At 62.5% G+C, this 17,214-nt stretch carries 12 protein-coding genes; 10 read left to right on the forward strand and 2 right to left on the reverse strand.

Features of this window, described 5'->3' with window-relative positions; genetic code table 11:
* The first annotated feature begins 461 nt into the window (after window positions 1-461).
* Window positions 462-1,421 (forward strand): tRNA dihydrouridine synthase, encoded by a 960-nt coding sequence (locus J3P88_RS10045; RefSeq protein WP_434574965.1) that lies wholly within the window; start codon window positions 462-464, stop codon window positions 1,419-1,421.
* Between the two features lie 120 nt (window positions 1,422-1,541).
* The gene (locus J3P88_RS10050; RefSeq protein ID WP_186707433.1) at window positions 1,542-1,994 is read left to right on the forward strand and encodes an Hsp20 family protein; all 453 of its coding nucleotides are present in this window, start codon (window positions 1,542-1,544) and stop codon (window positions 1,992-1,994) included.
* A gap of 230 nt (window positions 1,995-2,224) precedes the next feature.
* Here the strand turns inward: J3P88_RS10050 and J3P88_RS10055 are convergent, their stop codons facing one another.
* Both J3P88_RS10055 and J3P88_RS10060 read right to left on the reverse strand, forming a co-directional pair.
* The gene (locus tag J3P88_RS10055; protein WP_434574967.1) at window positions 2,225-5,503 is read right to left on the reverse strand and encodes a PAS domain S-box protein; all 3,279 of its coding nucleotides are present in this window, start codon (window positions 5,501-5,503) and stop codon (window positions 2,225-2,227) included.
* 71 nt (window positions 5,504-5,574) lie between these two features.
* Window positions 5,575-6,465 carry a LysR family transcriptional regulator gene (locus tag J3P88_RS10060; RefSeq protein ID WP_186707435.1) on the reverse strand — a complete coding sequence of 297 codons (891 nt, stop codon included), beginning with the start codon at window positions 6,463-6,465 and terminating at the stop codon, window positions 5,575-5,577.
* Window positions 6,466-6,622: 157 nt separating this feature from the next.
* Here J3P88_RS10060 and leuC point away from each other — a divergent pair, with 157 nt between their 5' ends.
* The 8 genes from leuC to truA all read left to right on the forward strand — a co-directional run bounded on the left by leuC (window position 6,623) and on the right by truA (window position 17,196).
* Window positions 6,623-8,041, forward strand: a complete 1,419-nt coding sequence (gene leuC / locus J3P88_RS10065; protein ID WP_186707436.1) for a 3-isopropylmalate dehydratase large subunit — start codon at window positions 6,623-6,625, stop codon at window positions 8,039-8,041.
* 11 nt (window positions 8,042-8,052) lie between these two features.
* Window positions 8,053-8,697: a 3-isopropylmalate dehydratase small subunit gene (gene leuD, locus J3P88_RS10070; protein ID WP_003203864.1), complete on the forward strand. Its 645-nt coding sequence runs from the start codon at window positions 8,053-8,055 to the stop codon at window positions 8,695-8,697.
* A gap of 156 nt (window positions 8,698-8,853) precedes the next feature.
* A complete protein-coding gene (locus J3P88_RS10075) occupies window positions 8,854-9,618 on the forward strand; it encodes a class I SAM-dependent methyltransferase (RefSeq protein ID WP_186707437.1) in 765 nt (254 codons plus the stop codon).
* A 66-nt stretch (window positions 9,619-9,684) separates the two neighbouring features.
* Entirely contained in the window at window positions 9,685-10,767 is a 1,083-nt protein-coding gene (leuB, locus tag J3P88_RS10080; RefSeq protein ID WP_207966796.1) for a 3-isopropylmalate dehydrogenase, read from the forward strand.
* A gap of 54 nt (window positions 10,768-10,821) precedes the next feature.
* A complete protein-coding gene (gene asd / locus J3P88_RS10085) occupies window positions 10,822-11,934 on the forward strand; it encodes an aspartate-semialdehyde dehydrogenase (RefSeq protein WP_053185893.1) in 1,113 nt (370 codons plus the stop codon).
* A gap of 311 nt (window positions 11,935-12,245) precedes the next feature.
* The gene (locus J3P88_RS10090) at window positions 12,246-13,256 is read left to right on the forward strand and encodes an aspartate-semialdehyde dehydrogenase (protein ID WP_434574971.1); all 1,011 of its coding nucleotides are present in this window, start codon (window positions 12,246-12,248) and stop codon (window positions 13,254-13,256) included.
* Window positions 13,257-13,465: 209 nt separating this feature from the next.
* Window positions 13,466-16,063: a FimV/HubP family polar landmark protein gene (locus J3P88_RS10095; RefSeq protein WP_434574973.1), complete on the forward strand. Its 2,598-nt coding sequence runs from the start codon at window positions 13,466-13,468 to the stop codon at window positions 16,061-16,063.
* A gap of 308 nt (window positions 16,064-16,371) precedes the next feature.
* Window positions 16,372-17,196, forward strand: a complete 825-nt coding sequence (truA, locus tag J3P88_RS10100) for a tRNA pseudouridine(38-40) synthase TruA (protein WP_003203852.1) — start codon at window positions 16,372-16,374, stop codon at window positions 17,194-17,196.
* The last annotated feature ends 18 nt before the right edge of the window (window positions 17,197-17,214 follow it).

Consider the following 17,214-nt stretch of genomic DNA (forward strand, 5'->3'; position numbering starts at 1 on the left):
GGATTTTGAACGCTCCAGGATCTGTGTGGGAGCGAGCTTGCTCGCGAAGACGGCAGCACATCCAACATCAATGCAAGCTGACCCACCGCCATCGCGAGCAAGCTCGGCTCCCACAGGGATTGATGGTGGACTCCAATTCCGTGAACACCTCGGAACCCTGTGGGAGCGGGCTTGCTCGCGATAGCGGCGGTACATCCAGCATCTTCGCAAGCTGACCCACCGCCATCGCGAGCAGGCTCGGCTCCCACAGGGATTGATGGTGGACTCCAATTCCGTGAACACCTCGGAACCCTGTGGGAGCGGGCTTGCTCGCGAAGACGGCAGCCCATCCAGCATCACTGCAAGATGACCCACCGCTTTCGCGAGCAAGCCCGCTCCCACGAGGGATTTGTGGTGGATGCCGGAAATGTGAGCAAAATCCGGTAAACTGCCGCACGTTTTTCGTTCGAGTGTGTGTTTCCATGCAAATTGCCCTGGCGCCCATGGAGGGGTTGGTCGACAACATCCTGCGGGATGTCCTGACCCGTGTTGGCGGTATCGACTGGTGTGTCACCGAGTTCATCCGCGTCAACGACCGTCTGCTAACGCCGGCCTATTTCCACAAGCTCGCTCCTGAGCTGCTGACCGGTGCCCAAACGGCTGCCGGCGTGCCGTTGCGGGTGCAGTTGCTCGGCTCCGATCCGGTATGCCTGGCGGAAAACGCCGCGTTGGCATGTGAATTGGGCTCGGAGGTGATCGACCTGAACTTCGGTTGCCCGGCCAAGACGGTGAACAAATCCCGGGGCGGGGCGGTATTGCTCAAGGAACCGGAACTGCTTAACGAAATTGTCGAGCACGTGCGCCGCGCCGTGCCGAAACACATTCCTGTCACGGCCAAGATGCGCCTGGGTTTCGATAGCCCGGACGGCGCACTGGTCTGTGCCACGGCGTTGGCAGAAGGCGGCGCGGCGCATATCGTGGTGCATGCGCGAACCAAGGTCGACGGCTACAAGCCCCCAGCCCATTGGGAGTGGATCCCCCGCGTCCAGGAAGTGGTCAAGGTGCCGGTGTTCGCCAATGGCGATATCTGGAGTGTCGAGGATTGGCGCCGTTGCCGCGAAATCAGCGGTGTCGAGGACATCATGCTCGGTCGCGGCCTCGTTTCCCGCCCTGACCTGGCCCGGCAGATCGCCGCCGCCCGGGCTGGCGAAGAGGTGGTCGAGATGTGCTGGGCCGAGCTGCAACCGATGCTCCACGACTTCTGGGTGCAAGTGGTCGAGCAACTGACTCCGCGCCAGGCGCCGGGCCGTCTGAAGCAGTGGCTGGCGATGTTGACCCGCAATTACCCCGAAGCGGTGGTGCTATTTACCGCCCTGCGCCGGGAAACCGACCTCGACGCGGTGGGGCATTTGCTGGGAGTTCAGCGCACCGAAGCGGCCTGAAAAAAAATTCAGAAAAACCTCTTGAAAAGTATTTGGCGGACCCTAGATAGGGGTTACGCGATGCCGAATTCGGGTCGCGGAGACAAAAAACCTTGCTGAATTTTTCAGGAGATTTGAATCATGAGTACTGCATTTTCGCTGGCCCCCCTGTTCCGTTCCTCGGTAGGCTTCGACCGTTTCAACGATTTGTTCGAAACCGCCCTGCGCAACGAACCAGGCAGCAGCTATCCACCCTACAACGTGGAAAAACACGGTGATGACGAGTACCGCATCGTGGTCGCCGCCGCCGGGTTCCAGGAAGAAGACCTGGACCTGCAAGTGGAAAAAGGTGTGCTGACCATCAGTGGCGGCAAGCGTGAAGCCAGCAACGACAGCGTCACTTTCCTGCACCAGGGCATTGCCCAGCGTGCGTTCAAGCTGTCCTTCCGGTTGGCGGACCATATCGAGATCAAGTCCGCTGGCCTGCGTAACGGTCTGTTGAGCATCGACCTGTTGCGAGTGGTTCCGGAAGAGGCGAAAGCCAAGCGCATCCCGATCAACGGGACGCAGCAGCAACCCGCGCTGCAAAACTGATGCATCGCAACTGAAGAAGGGCGCCATATGGCGCCCTTCTTCATTTTTTGGTGGGGGTATGGAAGATCAATTGTGGCGAGGGAGCTTGCTCCCGCTGGGCGCGAAGCGACCCTGAAACCAGTCAACTCGGTGCGTCATGCTGGTCTGAGGCGAATCTTCTATTTTTGGGGCCGCTGCGCAGCCCAGCGGGAGCAAGCTCCCTCGCCACAAAAGCTCCCTATCCCGAACACCTACGGCAACAACCGCTCAAACGCCTCCAGCGGCAACGGCCGACTGTGCAGGTAACCCTGGTACAAATGGCAATCGAGCCCTTGCAGGAAGTGCAATTGCTCCAGGGTCTCCACGCCTTCGGCAATCATTATCAGGTTGAGGCTGCGGGCCATGGCGACGATGGCGCGGATGATTTCGGCGTCGTTGGGGTCGCTGGTGGCGTCGCGCACGAATGACTGGTCGATTTTCAGTGTGTCCACCGGCAGGCGCTTGAGGTAGGTCAGCGACGAATAACCGGTGCCGAAATCGTCCATGGCGAAGCTCACCCCCAATTTCTTGAGCCGGCGCATCTTGGCGATGGTGTCGTCGAGGTTCTGGATCACGATGCCTTCGGTGATCTCCAGTTTCAGCAGCGAGCAAGGCAGGCCGTGGTGGGCCAGGCTGTTTTCGATGCGTTCGACGAAGTCACTCTGGCGGAACTGCCGTGGGCTGATGTTGACGCACAGGCTGAATCGCTGCGGGTCGATCTTGCCCTTGGCGATCAGTTGCTTGAAGCCGTCGCAGGCTTCATCGAGGATCCAGGTCCCGACTTCGAGGATCAGGCCGCTGTCTTCCAGCACTTTGATGAATTCATTGGGCGATTGGGCCCCGAGCTCCGGGTGGTGCCAGCGCACCAGGGCTTCGGCGCCGACGATGCGGTTGTCCCTGGCATCGACCTGAGGCTGGAAATGCAGGCTGAACTCGCCGCGGGCCAGGGCCTGGCGCAGATCGGTTTCCATGCGCAGCCGTTCGCTGGCAGCTTTTTGCATGGTGTTGTGAAACATCTGCGAGGTGTTGCGTCCCGAATCCTTGGCGCGGTACAGCGCGATGTCCGCGCGCTTGAGCAAATCGGTGGGCGTGGAACCGTGGTCGGGGATCAGCGCGATGCCGATGCTAGGCGTGACCTGCAGGCGTTGGCCATCGAGAAACATGGGTTCCGAGAGCAGTTCACGCAGGGTGTCGGCCAGGGTCTGCACTTGCTTGCTGACCTGGCTGCGCGAACCTTCCAGGCCGCTGAGCAAGACCACGAACTCGTCGCCACCCAGTCGTGCAACGGTGTCTTCCAGGCGCACGCTGGCTTCCAGGCGGGCGGTGATGATTTTAAGCACGGTATCGCCCACCGGGTGACCGAGGGAGTCGTTGATGTGCTTGAAGTGGTCCAGGTCGAGAAACAGCAGGGCACCCCGCAAGTTGTGACGCTTGAGCAGGGCGATCTGCTGGCTCAGGCGGTCCAACAGCAAGGCCCGGTTGGGCAGGTTGGTCAGCGAGTCGTGATAGGCCAGGTGACGGATCTGGGCTTCGGCGTTGCGCAGCAGGCTGACGTCCCGGGCGGTCAGCAGCAGGCAGGCGGTTTCATTGAGGGTGATGGGCTCGACCGAGACCTCCACCGTAAGGATTTCCCCTCGTTTATTGCGCCCGAGCATTTCCTGGTGGACTACACGACCCTTGAGTTGCAGTTCGGCCAGCAGGGCGGCGCGCTGTTTTTCTTCGGCCCAGATGCCCACTTCGTGGACCGTACGCCCGATCACTTCGTCGGCGCGGTAGCCGGTCAGCCGGCAGAAGCCGTCATTGACCTCCAGGTAGCGACCGCTTTCGAGTTCGGTGATGGTGATGGCGTCGGGGCTGGAATGAAACGCCTTGGCGAATTTCTCCTCGCTGGCCTTGAGGGCGGCTTCGGAGCGTTGCTGCTGCGTGATGTCGCGCAAGGTCGTGACGATGCACGGCTGGTTGCCAACGTTGATTTGCCGGCTGGAAATCACGCAGGTCAGCGGCTGGCCGTCCTTATGGTGAACGACGATGGCGACATTGTTCAGCGATTGTTCACGGATCACCCGTTCGATGCGTTGCAGGCTGCTGCCCGAGGCATCCCAGAGGCCAATTTGGTCGGCACTGAGGCCGATCACGTCGCGGGTGGTCCAGCCAAAAGTCTGGGTGAAGCTGGAGTTGATCTCGAGGAACCGACCACTGTCCTGGTGGGTGACGCAGATCGGGTCGGGACTGACCTGGAACAGCGTGGCGAATTTCTCTTCCGAAGCGGCCAGGCTCTGTTCGCGTTCCACCTGGTCGGTGATGTCCAGCAAGGTCCCGGCCATGCGCAAGGGGCTGCCGTCGTTGTTGCGGTAGAGGCGGGCGCGGCTTTCCAGGTAGCGCGAGCTGCCGTCCGGCAGTTGCACGCGGTAGGTCAGCTGGTAGTTGCCCGCCGGGCCTTCCCGCAGGCTGCGGTAGGCGTTGCGCATGTTATTGCGTTCTTCCGTGGGGACCCCTTCGAAAAACGCATCAAACGATTCGTGGAACGGCTTGGGTTCCAGGCCATGGAGCTGCGCGGCCCGGGCCGAGCCGTAGAGCATGCCGCTGGGGATGTGCCAGTCCCAGGTGCCCAGTTGCGCCGAATCGAGGGCCAGGTCCAGGCGTTCCTGGCTGTCCTTGAGCGCCTGCTCGGCGAGTTTGCGCTCGGTGGTGTCGAGGAAGGTGCTCAGCAGGTACGGCTGGCCTTCGAGTTCGACTTTCTGCGCACTGAGAATGCCGTTATGGATCTGACCGTTGCTGGCCCGGAATTCCACCTCCATGCTGATCAGTTCACCTTTGGCCTTGGTCGCCTCCACCAGTTTCGCTCGCTGTTTGGGGTCAACCCACAAGCCCAGCTCCAGCGTGGTGCGGCCGATCACGTCATGCACCGGCCAACCGAACAGGCTTTCGAAATACTGGTTGGCCTCGCTGATCAGGCCGTCTTCCTGGCGGGTCAGCAGGACCATGTTCGGGCACAGATGAAAGAGCGTGGCGAAGCGTTTTTCCGAGCTGCGCAGCGCCTGTTCCCGCTCGCGCTGATGGGTGATTTCGCGAATCACCCCGATCATGCGCGGACGACCGTGTTTGTCGGGCAGCACGCTGCCACTGATCTCCAGCCAGTGCAGGCTGCCGTCGGGCCAGACGATGCGATGGTGCATCGCCTGTTCCAGCGGCGCCCCGGCCACTGCCGCATGAAAGGCGCGCACGGCCCTGGCCCGGTCTTCGGGCAACAGCAGGTCGAGGTAGTCCACGTCGGCTGGCAACGGCTGGCGCGGATCGAAGCCGAACAGCGCCTGGGTGCCGCGGGACCAACTGATCCGTCCGCTCTCGATGTCCCACGACCAGGCGCCCAGCCGCGCGCCGTTCAGGGCGGCCAGCAACTGTGGCGCGCTGTCCCAGCTTTGCTCGGACCGCTTCGGGTCGAGCGCCTGGATGCGCGGCAGGGGCGGGAGATGGTCAGCGGGTTTGGGCATTTTTCTAGCGAGCCTTGAGCGGGTGTGGGCATTAAGCACAAGCATTCAAGGCCCTACAGGCGTGGCACAACCTATGCCTTTTTCCTTGGCAAATCGATTTGTGCGTCCAGTAAGGCCATGAAAGCCCGTGCGGCGTTCGATAGCGTCCGTTCGGTGTGCAAGATATAGCCTAGCTGGCGACTGAGCTGTATGCCCGGTAAAGGAATGCGCGCCACCTGTTCATCGAGCATGGTGCGCGGCAGGACGCTCCAGGCCAGGCCGATGGAGACCATCATCTTTATGGTTTCCAGATAATTCGTGCTCATGGCGATGTTCGGCGTCAGGCCCTGGGCCTCGAACAGCCGTTGAACGATGTGATGGGTAAAGGTGTTGCCCCCGGGGAACACCGCCGGATGCAAGGCGATGTCCGCCAGGCTCACCGCGCCCTTCTCCAGCAAGGCATGCTCCGGGGCGACCACGAAATCCAGGGGGTCGTCCCACACCGGCGTGGCCCGTACCAGCGTGTGGGGTTCGGGGGCGAGGGTGATGACGGCCAGTTCCGCCCGGCCATGGAGGATTTCTTCGTAGGCCACTTCCGAATCCAGGAACTGGATGTCCAACGCCACCTGGGGATAGCGGCGGGTGAACTCTCTCAATAAAGGCGGCAGGCGATGCAGGCCGATGTGGTGACTGGTGGCGAGGGTCAGGCGCCCGGTCACTTCGCCGGTCAGGTTGGTCAGGGCGCGGCGGGTGTCGTCGAGCACGTTGAGGATCTGATAAGCCCTTGGCAACAGGGCTCGGCCGGCCTCCGTCAGGCCCACTTCACGACCCAAGCGGTCGAACAGGCGCACCTTGAGCTGCTGCTCAAGACCGGCAATACGCTTGCTGATGGCCGGCTGGGTCAGGTGCAGGCGTTCGCCGGCGCCGGAGAAACTGCCCGTCTCGGCGATGGCAATAAAAGCATTGAGGTTGGCGAGGTCCATGGCGGTTCCGGTCGGATTCCAGTTGGTTATGCAAAGCATGAAAAATATGAATTTGAGTTATTTAATGTAACCCCATAGGATCAGCCTCACAAGCCAAGGGGTTATTGATTCGTTCAAGGCCCGGGGCATAGAAACAAGCTGATGAGGAAACCGTCTGATGGCCGGCAAAACGCTCTACGACAAGCTCTGGGATTCGCATTTGGTCAAGCAGCGCGACGATGGCTCGGCGCTGATCTACATCGACCGTCACATCATTCACGAAGTGACGTCGCCGCAGGCCTTCGAAGGCCTGCGCCTGGCCGGGCGCAAGCCGTGGCGCATCGATGCCAACATCGCGACCCCGGACCACAACGTACCGACCACGCCGGAGCGCAAGGGCGGTATCGAAGCGATTGCCGACCAGGTCTCGCGCCTGCAAGTCCAGACCCTCGACGATAACTGTGACGAATACGGCATCGTCGAATTCAAGATGAACGATGTGCGCCAGGGCATCGTCCACGTCATCGGCCCGGAGCAGGGCGCGACCTTGCCCGGCATGACCGTGGTCTGCGGCGACTCGCACACCTCGACCCACGGCGCTTTCGGCGCCCTGGCCCATGGCATCGGCACGTCCGAGGTGGAGCATGTGCTCGCCACCCAGTGCCTGGTAGCCAAGAAAATGAAGAACATGCTGGTGCGCGTCGAAGGCAAGTTGCCGTTCGGGGTGACCGCCAAGGACATCGTCCTGGCCGTGATCGGCAAGATCGGCACCGCCGGCGGTAACGGCCATGCCATCGAGTTCGCTGGCAGCGCGATCCGCGACTTGTCCGTCGAAGGCCGCATGACCATCTGCAACATGTCCATCGAGGCCGGCGCCCGCGTCGGCCTGGTGGCCGCCGATGAAAAAACCGTGGAATACGTCAAGGGCCGCCCGTTCTCGCCAAAAGGCGCGGAATGGGACATGGCGGTCGAGGCCTGGAAAGACCTGGTCTCCGATACCGATGCCAAGTTCGACACGGTGGTCGAGCTCGACGCGACGCAGATCAAGCCGCAAGTCAGCTGGGGCACGTCCCCGGAAATGGTCTTGGCCGTGGACCAGAACGTACCGGATCCGGCCAAGGAAATGGACCTGGTCAAGCGCGATTCCATTGTCCGCGCCTTGAAATACATGGGCTTGAGCGCCAACCAGGCGATCACCGACATTCAGCTCGACCGCGTGTTCATCGGTTCCTGCACCAACTCGCGGATTGAAGACCTGCGCGCCGCAGCGGTGATCGCCAAGGGCCGCAAGGTGGCCTCGACCATCAAGCAGGCCATCGTGGTGCCGGGCTCGGGCCTGGTGAAAGCCCAGGCCGAAGCGGAAGGGCTGGACAAGATTTTCCTCGAAGCCGGTTTCGAGTGGCGTGAGCCAGGGTGCTCGATGTGCCTGGCGATGAACCCAGATCGCCTGGAGTCGGGCGAGCATTGCGCCTCCACCTCCAACCGTAACTTCGAAGGCCGTCAAGGCGCCGGTGGCCGTACGCACCTGGTGAGCCCGGCCATGGCCGCCGCGGCCGCCGTCAACGGCCGTTTCGTCGACGTCCGCGAATTGATCTGAAGGAGCGCAGCATGAAAGCTTTTACCCAGCACACCGGTCTTGTCGCGCCTTTGGATCGTGCCAACGTCGACACCGACCAGATCATTCCCAAGCAGTTCTTGAAGTCCATCAAGCGCACCGGTTTCGGCCCGAACCTGTTCGACGAATGGCGCTACCTGGATGTCGGCCAGCCGTACCAGGACAACTCCAAGCGGCCGCTGAACAAGGATTTCGTGCTCAACGCCGAGCGCTACCAGGGCGCCAGCGTGTTGCTGGCCCGGGAGAACTTCGGCTGCGGTTCGAGCCGCGAGCACGCGCCATGGGCCCTGGAAGAATACGGTTTCCGCAGCATCATCGCGCCGAGCTACGCCGACATCTTCTTCAACAACAGCTTCAAGAACGGCTTGCTGCCGATCATCCTCAGCGATGCTGACGTGGATGAACTGTTCCAGCAGGTCGAGGCCAACCCTGGCTATCAACTGCAGATCGACCTGGCCGCCCAGACCGTGACCCGTCCCGACGGCAAGGTGCTGGGTTTCGAGATCGATGCGTTCCGCAAGCATTGCCTGCTCAACGGCCTGGATGACATCGGCCTGACCTTGCAGGACGGCGAGGCGATTGCCGCGTTCGAAGCCAAGCACCGGGCGAGCCAGCCTTGGTTGTTTCGCGATGCTTGATTGACCTGAGATTGATGTAGTCAGCGCTGGCCCCTTCGCGAGCAAGCCCGCTCCCACACTGGATTTGCGGCGTTCACAAAGCCCCTGTGGGAGCGGGCTTGCTCGCGAAGGCGGCAGTACCGACACCACAAGGCTACACCCCAAAAGGAAGTCCCCATGACCAGCACCGCCCACAGCCAAGTCGTCCAAAAGCAATTCGGTGAACAGGCCTCGGCCTACCTGAGCAGTGCCGTGCACGCCCAGGGTGCTGAATTCGCGCTGCTACAGGCTGCGCTGGCCGGGCGTGGCGATGCCCGTGTGCTGGACCTGGGGTGCGGCGCTGGCCATGTGAGTTTCCATGTGGCGCCACTGGCTGGTGAAGTGGTGGCTTATGATTTGTCCCAGCAGATGCTTGACGTGGTCGCCACGGCGGCTGCCGAGCGTGGCTTGGGCAATATCAGCACGGTTCGTGGCGCCGCCGAACGCCTGCCGTTCGCCGACGCTGAGTTCGACTTCGTGTTCAGCCGTTATTCGGCGCATCATTGGAGCGACCTCGGCCTGGCGCTGCGGGAAGTACGGCGGGTGCTCAAGCCGGGCGGGGTGATGGCGTTCATCGACATCCTGTCGCCGGGCATGCCATTGCTGGACACGTACCTGCAAAGCATCGAAGTGCTGCGCGACACCAGCCATGTGCGCGATTATTCGGCCGACGAATGGTTGCGCCAGGTCAGTGACGCGGGGCTGCACACCCGCAGCACCTCGCGCCAGCGCCTGCGCCTGGAGTACCGCTCCTGGGTCGAGCGCATGCGCACGCCCGAGGTGATGCGTGCGGCGATTCTCCAGCTGCAGCGTTCGATGGGCGACGAAGTGCGTGAATATTTTGAGATTGAGGCCGATGGTTCGTTCAGTACAGATGTACTGGTGCTGTGGGCCGAGCGATAGCATTTTTCCCGGGCCGGCCTTGGGTACGAAGCCCGGGCCCGTGTCGACAGAGCAAATGAGGAAAGCATGAGCAAGCAGATTCTGATTCTCCCAGGTGATGGCATTGGTCCGGAAATCATGGCCGAGGCGGTCAAGGTCCTGGAACTGGCGAACGACAAGTACGGCCTGGGCTTCGAACTCAGCCACGACGTGATCGGCGGCGCCGCCATCGACAAGCACGGCGTGCCCCTGGCCGATGAAACCCTGGATCGTGCCCGTGCCGCCGATGCCGTGCTGCTGGGCGCCGTGGGCGGCCCGAAATGGGACAAGATCGAACGCGACATCCGCCCTGAGCGCGGCCTGTTGAAGATTCGCGCGCAACTGGGCCTGTTCGGCAACCTGCGCCCGGCGATCCTTTACCCGCAACTGGCCGATGCCTCCAGCCTGAAGCCGGAAATCGTCTCGGGCCTGGACATCCTCATCGTCCGTGAGCTGACCGGCGGTATCTACTTCGGCGCCCCGCGTGGCACCCGTGAGCTGGAAAACGGCGAGCGCCAGGCCTACGACACCCTGCCGTACAGCGAAAGCGAAATCCGCCGTATCGCCCGGGTCGGCTTCGACATGGCCCGCGTGCGTGGCAAGAAGCTGTGCTCGGTGGACAAGGCCAACGTGCTGGCTTCCAGCCAACTGTGGCGCGAAGTGGTCGAGCAGGTGGCCCAGGATTACCCGGACATCGAGCTGAGCCACATGTACGTCGACAACGCCGCCATGCAGCTGGTGCGTGCGCCGAAGCAATTCGACGTGATCGTCACCGACAACATGTTCGGCGATATCCTGTCCGACGAAGCGTCGATGCTCACCGGTTCCATCGGCATGCTGCCGTCGGCCTCCCTGGACGCCAACAACAAGGGCATGTACGAGCCGTGCCACGGTTCAGCGCCGGACATCGCCGGGCAAGGCATTGCCAACCCATTGGCGACCATCCTGTCGGTGTCGATGATGCTGCGCTACAGCTTCAACTTGAACGATGCCGCCGACGCGATCGAGAAAGCCGTCAGCGTGGTCTTGGACCAAGGCTTGCGCACCGGTGATATCTGGTCGCAAGGTTGTACCAAAGTCGGTACGCAGCAAATGGGCGATGCAGTAGTCGCGGCGCTGCGGAATCTGTAATCTTTCGGGCCCACCGCTTCGACGGTGGCCCACTTTTGTATAGGTGTAGTTGCGATGAAACGTGTAGGTCTGATCGGTTGGCGCGGCATGGTCGGTTCCGTGCTCATGCAGCGAATGCTGGAAGAGCAGGATTTCGATCTCATTGAGCCGGTGTTTTTCACCACGTCCAATGTCGGTGGCCAGGGCCCGTCCGTGGGCAAGGACACCGGTGTGCTCAAGGATGCCTACAGCATCGAAGAGCTCAAGACCCTCGACGTGATCCTGACCTGCCAGGGCGGCGACTACACCAGCGAAGTATTCCCCAAGCTGCGTGAAGCCGGCTGGCAGGGTTACTGGATCGACGCCGCTTCCAGCCTGCGCATGCAGGACGACGCGGTGATCATCCTCGACCCGGTGAACCGCAAGGTCATCGACCAGCAGCTGGACGCGGGCACCAAGAACTACATCGGCGGCAACTGCACCGTCAGCCTGATGCTGATGGGCCTGGGTGGCCTGTTCGAAGCCGGTCTGGTGGAGTGGATGAGCGCCATGACCTACCAGGCGGCGTCCGGTGCCGGCGCGCAGAACATGCGCGAGCTGATCAAGCAGATGGGCGCGACCCACGCCGCCGTCGCCGATGACCTGGCCAACCCGGCCAGCGCCATCCTCGACATCGACCGCAAGGTCGCCGAGGCGATGCGCAGCGATGCCTACCCGACCGAAAACTTCGGCGTGCCGCTGGCCGGCAGCCTGATTCCTTGGATCGACAAGGAACTGCCTAACGGTCAGAGCCGTGAAGAATGGAAGGCCCAGGCCGAAACCAACAAGATCCTGGGTCGCTTCAAGAGCCCGATCCCGGTGGACGGCATCTGCGTGCGCATCGGCGCCATGCGCTGCCACAGCCAGGCGCTGACCATCAAGCTGAACAAAGACGTGCCGATCGCCGACATCGAAGGCCTGATCAGCCAGCACAACCCTTGGGTCAAGCTGGTGCCGAACAATCGCGAGACCAGCATGCAGGAGCTGAGCCCGACCAAGGTCACCGGCACCCTGAATGTACCGGTGGGCCGTCTGCGCAAACTGAACATGGGTTCGCAATTCGTCGGTGCCTTCACCGTCGGCGACCAGCTGCTGTGGGGCGCGGCCGAACCGCTGCGCCGCATGCTGCGGATCCTGCTCGAGCGTTGATCGATTGTCGCTGTGAAAGAACCCGTGCCTTGTGAGAGGTGCGGGTTTTTTTATGGAGCTGGATGCATGGGATCAATTGTGGGAGCGGGCTTGCTCGCGAAAGCAGAGTGTCAGTCACTAGTTTTTAGCTGGCACACCGCATTCGCGAGCAAGCCCGCTCCCACATTGGATCTTCAGTGGTCACAAAACCTGTGGGAGCGAGCCTGCTCGCGATGGGGCCAACCCAGGCACCGCAAATCCCCCTGCCCAATTGCCTGCCTACCCACCACCCGGTAAAGTGCCGCTCCCCACGTTTTACCTGAGGTAGACCCATGAGCCAGTCCTTTGATATTGCCGTGATCGGCGCCACCGGTACTGTCGGCGAAACCCTTGTCCAGATTCTCGAAGAGCGGGACTTCCCGGTCGGCAACCTGCACCTGCTGGCCAGCAGCGAATCGGCAGGCAGCTCGGTGATGTTTCGCAATAAAAACGTGCGGGTACGCGAGGTCGACGAATTCGATTTCAGCAAAGTCCAACTGGTGTTCTTCGCCGCCGGTCCGGCGGTGACCCTGAGTTTCGCCCCGCGAGCCACGGCGGCCGGCTGTGCACTGATCGATTTGTCCGGCGCGTTGCCGCCCGAGCAGGCGCCGCAGATCGTGCCGGAAGCCAACGCCCAGGTCCTGGCTGGCCTGGGCAAGCCGCTGCAGGTCAGCAGCCCCAGCGCATCGGCCACGGCCTTGGCGGTGGTGCTCGCGCCGCTGCGCGAATGCCTGGATCTGCAGCGCATCAGCCTGACCGCCAGCCTCGCGGTATCGGCCCAGGGCCGCGTGGCCGTGAGCGAGCTGGCGCGCCAGACCGCCGAGCTGCTCAACGCTCGTCCGCTGGAGCCAGCGTTCTTTGACCGGCAAATGGCGTTCAATCTGTTGGCCCAGGTCGGTGCGCCGGACGAGCAGGGCCATACGTCGCTGGAAAAGCGCCTGGTCCGTGAGTTGCGCCAGGTGCTGAATCAACCTTTGTTAAAGATTTCCGTCACTTGCATTCAAGCCCCGGTGTTTTTTGGCGATAGCTTTAGCGTGACCGTGCAGTCTGCCAATGCCGTCGACCTGGCCAAGGTGAACGCGGCCTTGGAAGCGGCGCCCGGTATCGAGTTGGTGGAGGCGGGCGATTACCCGACCGCGGTGGGTGATGCAGTGGGGCAGGATGTGGTCTACGTTGGTCGGGTACGCGGTGGGATCGACGATCCGGCTGAACTAAATATGTGGCTGACGTCAGATAACGTGCGCAAGGGCGCGGCGCTCAATGCCGTGCAGGTGGCTGAGTTGTTGATAAAAGAGTTGCTGTAAAAGATACTTGGCGTCAATTTGTCGAATGATTCTAGCTGGGCGCTATGCTTGGTCGGAATGCTGAAGGCGAACATCCCTCTGGGGGACTTCCCGGGGCATGAGTGAAATGATCGCGCGCACCGTCGCTTCGGGGCTGCGCGCAATGCCTTACGGCAGCGGCATCAATACCTTCTCGCTGGCCGAGGAATGTTCAAACAAAGGAAGAGGCTATGGTTCAAGTTCGCAAACTGGTGTTAGCAATAGCGGCCGCCTCGGCGCTGTCCTCCGGTATGGCGCAAGCGCTCGGGCTCGGGGAATTGACCCTCAAGTCGCCGCCGAACCAGCCCCTGGTCGCCGAAATCGAACTGCTCGATGTCCAGCAACTGACTGCCGCCGAAGTGGTGCCGAGCCTGGCTCCACCCGAAGAATTCGCCAAGGCGGGCATTGATCGCCAAGCCTTTCTCAGCGACCTGAGCTTCACCCCGGTGATCAACGCCAACGGCAAGAGTGTCCTGCGGGTCACGTCCAGCCGGCCGTTGTCCGAACCGATGGTCAAGTTCCTGGTGCAAGTGATGTGGCCCAACGGCCGCCTGTTGCGCGACTACAGCGTACTGCTCGACCCATCCAAATTCTCGCCACAGGCCGCCGATGCCGCCCGGGCGAAACCGCCCCAGGTCGTGTCCACGCCGGTCACCGGGGCCACCAAGCCTTCCCAGTACACCACCACGCCGCGCGATACCCTGTGGGAAATCGCCGCGAAGGTGCGCAACGGTGGATCGGTCCAGCAAACCATGCTGGCGATCCAGGCGTTGAACCCGAACGCGTTCATCAATGGCAACATCAACCTGCTCAAGACCGGCCAGGTGTTGCGCCTGCCTGACCCGGTACAAAGCACAGCGTTGCCGCAACCCCAGGCCATCGCCGAAGTGGCGGCGCAGAACGCCGCCTGGCGCTCGGGACGGCGTGGCGTGGCGGGTGCCGGCAAGCAGCAGTTGGACGCCACCAAGCGTGGCCGTGGTGAAGGCGCGCCGGCCCAGGCGGCCGGTCGCGACAACTTGAGCCTGGTGTCGGCCGATGCGGCGAAGGTGGGCGGCAAGGGTGCTGCCGGCGATGCGCAGGCGCTTTCCAACAAGCTGGCGGTTACCCAGGAAAGCCTCGATTCGGCGCGCCGGGATAACGAGGAACTGAAAAGCCGCATGGCGGATCTGCAGAGCCAACTGGACAAGCTGCAGCGCCTGATCGAGCTGAAGAACAATCAACTGGCGAAGATGCAGGCCGAAGGCGCCGCCATTCCTCCGGCTGGCGAGGCACCCGTTGGCGAGGTGCCCCCGGCGATGTCCGCCGAGTTGACCCCTGCGCCAGCGCCACAGGCCCCGGCAGCTGCACCCACGCCGGCCCCGGAAGCGACCCCGCCTGCCACAGCGGTCGAGCCGACGCCTGCCGCGTCCAACGAGCAAAAATACAATGACCTCCTGACCAATCCGATCCTGTTGGGTTTGATTGGCGGTGGCGCGCTGCTCCTGCTGTTGCTGCTGTTGTTGCTCGCCCGTCGCCGCAAGGCCCAGCAGGAAGCGGAAAAACACTTGCGCATGGCCCGGGCCCTTGAGGAGGAGGCTGACTTCTCCCCGGAGCTCGATCTGCCCCCGAGCAGCTTCGAGGGCATTGATGTTCCACCGCCTAGCGTAAAACTCGAGCCAAAACCCGCGCCGGCTCCTGCACCAGTGCCCAAGCCGGCCCCGGTGGTCGCGCCCGTGGTGGTCACGCCGCCTATCGCCGCGCCCTTGGTGGCCCCGGCCGCCGAGCGCTCCGACGACGTGCTGCCCCAGGCCCAGTCCCATATCGACCGCGGCCGCTTGAACCAGGCTGCCGACCTGCTCGAACAGGGCATCAAGGCCGAACCCCAGCGTAGCGACCTGCGCCTGAAGTTGATGGAAGTCTACGGTCAGCAGGGCGACCGCGACGCCTTTGTCGCCCAGGAACGCCAATTGGTGGCCAATGGCGACAACTTCGCCCAGGTCGAACAGCTGAAAAGCCGTTTCCCGGCCATGGTGGTCGCGACCACCGCTGGCCTGGCCGCTGCGGCCGTTGCTGCAGAACTGGACGCGCAGTACGTCAAGGACTTGCTGGAAGACAAATCGCCGACCGATGAGGAGCTGGACAGCGCCTTCGACCTGAGCCTGGATGACCTGGAGACGACCCCGGTCGCGCCGGCACCGGAGCCTGTCGCCGAACTGGACGCGTTCCCGGAAGACGACGACCTGAGCTTCGAATCGGTGCTCAAGCAGCAGACCGAGGCCAACGAAAGCCTGGATGACTTGTCGGAATTCGACCTGGACCTGGGCGCCGATGCGCCGACCCCGATCCCTGCGCTCGACGATGAAGACTTCCTGCTGGACCTGGACGACGACCTCAAGGGCCTGGATGTGCCTGCGACTGAAACGCCGGCCTTGGCCGATACGCCAGCCGACGATCTTGAGCTGCCGGCGGATTTCGATCTGTCCCTGTCGGACGAAATGGATGCGCACGATGCGCCCAAGGATGCCTTCGAGTCCGAGCTGGATGATGTCAACGCCGAGCTGGATCGCCTGTCCGACAGCCTGGGCCAGCCGACGTTCACCGCCGAAGATGCCCTGGTTGGCGCTGAAGACGAACCGGACTTCGACTTCCTCAGCGGCACCGATGAGGTGGCGACCAAGCTCGATCTGGCCCAGGCCTACATCGACATGGGCGACAATGACGGCGCCCGCGACATCCTCGGCGAAGTCCTCAGCGAAGGCGACGCCACCCAGAAGAGCGAAGCGCAGGAGATGTTGTCGCGCTTGGCGTGAGATTGTCGGGTTTAAGCCGATAGGTGTGGGAGCGGGCTTGCTCGCGAAGGCAATGTGTCAGGCGACATCAATGTTGACTGTACCGCCGTCTTCGCGAGCAAGCCCGCTCCCACATTGGTTTGCGGCGTTAACAAATCCTTGTGGGAGCCGAGCTTGCTTCGGGCGGCGATCCGACGATGGTGTCACTCCATTCACCACAGGGCCATCTATTGCACTGGCATCCCGCCCAGCCGGCCTTATAATGCCCGCCTTTGCGTACCTCAGCAGGCTGTAATTCCTTGGCAAACATAGACAACCCGGCCGCCGAAATGGCGGCCGACGGCTTTTTCCGGATCGCCCTGGGCGTTGAATACAAAGGCTCGCGCTACCGTGGCTGGCAGCGCCAGGCGTCTGGTGTATTGACGGTGCAGGAAACCCTCGAAAACGCACTGTCCAAAGTCGCCGATTCACCCGTGTCGCTGCATTGCGCTGGCCGTACCGATGCCGGTGTGCATGCCTGTGGCCAGGTGGTGCATTTCGACACCCAGGTCGAGCGCTCGATGAAGGCCTGGGTCATGGGCGCGAACATCAACTTGCCCCACGACGTCAGCGTCAGTTGGGCCAAGGTGATGCCGGCGCATTTTCACGCGCGCTTCAAGGCCATCGCCCGGCGTTACCGCTACGTGATCTACAACGACCAGATCCGCCCGGCGCACCTGAACGAAGAGATCACTTGGAACCACCGCCCACTGGATGTCGAGCGCATGGCCGAGGCCGCGCAATACCTGGTCGGCGTCCACGACTTCAGCGCCTTCCGTGCCGGCCAGTGCCAGGCCAAGTCGCCGATCAAGGAGTTGCATCACCTGCGGGTGACCCGTCACGGCAAGATGATCGTGCTCGACATCCGCGCCAGTGCCTTCTTGCATCACATGGTGCGCAACATTGCCGGCGTGCTGATGACCATTGGTGCCGGCGAGCGGCCGGTGGAATGGATCAAGGAAGTGCTCGACAGTCGCATTCGCCGTTCCGGTGGCGTCACGGCGCACCCGTTTGGCTTGTATCTGGTGCAGGTCGAATATCGCGATGAATTCGAACTGCCAGAGCGTTACATCGGGCCACATTTCCTCACGGGCTTCTCGGAACTTGACGGCTGACGCCCTCCGCAGCATTTG

Origin of the sequence: Pseudomonas sp. Z3-6 (assembly GCF_051131985.1) — a bacterium.
In the GTDB taxonomy this organism is placed as follows: domain Bacteria; phylum Pseudomonadota; class Gammaproteobacteria; order Pseudomonadales; family Pseudomonadaceae; genus Aquipseudomonas; species Aquipseudomonas zanjanensis.

Excerpts from the sequence above, each read along its gene's own strand:
- J3P88_RS10045 (WP_434574965.1), top strand. The coding sequence starts at position 462 with ATGCAAATTGCCCTGGCGCCCATGGAGGGGTTGGTCGACAACATCCTG.
- J3P88_RS10050 (WP_186707433.1), top strand. The coding sequence starts at position 1,542 with ATGAGTACTGCATTTTCGCTGGCCCCCCTGTTCCGTTCCTCGGTAGGC.
- J3P88_RS10055 (WP_434574967.1), bottom strand. The coding sequence starts at position 5,503 with ATGCCCAAACCCGCTGACCATCTCCCGCCCCTGCCGCGCATCCAGGCG.
- J3P88_RS10060 (WP_186707435.1), bottom strand. The coding sequence starts at position 6,465 with ATGGACCTCGCCAACCTCAATGCTTTTATTGCCATCGCCGAGACGGGC.
- leuC (WP_186707436.1), top strand. The coding sequence starts at position 6,623 with ATGGCCGGCAAAACGCTCTACGACAAGCTCTGGGATTCGCATTTGGTC.
- leuD (WP_003203864.1), top strand. The coding sequence starts at position 8,053 with ATGAAAGCTTTTACCCAGCACACCGGTCTTGTCGCGCCTTTGGATCGT.
- J3P88_RS10075 (WP_186707437.1), top strand. The coding sequence starts at position 8,854 with ATGACCAGCACCGCCCACAGCCAAGTCGTCCAAAAGCAATTCGGTGAA.
- leuB (WP_207966796.1), top strand. The coding sequence starts at position 9,685 with ATGAGCAAGCAGATTCTGATTCTCCCAGGTGATGGCATTGGTCCGGAA.
- asd (WP_053185893.1), top strand. The coding sequence starts at position 10,822 with ATGAAACGTGTAGGTCTGATCGGTTGGCGCGGCATGGTCGGTTCCGTG.
- J3P88_RS10090 (WP_434574971.1), top strand. The coding sequence starts at position 12,246 with ATGAGCCAGTCCTTTGATATTGCCGTGATCGGCGCCACCGGTACTGTC.
- J3P88_RS10095 (WP_434574973.1), top strand. The coding sequence starts at position 13,466 with ATGGTTCAAGTTCGCAAACTGGTGTTAGCAATAGCGGCCGCCTCGGCG.
- truA (WP_003203852.1), top strand. The coding sequence starts at position 16,372 with ATGGCGGCCGACGGCTTTTTCCGGATCGCCCTGGGCGTTGAATACAAA.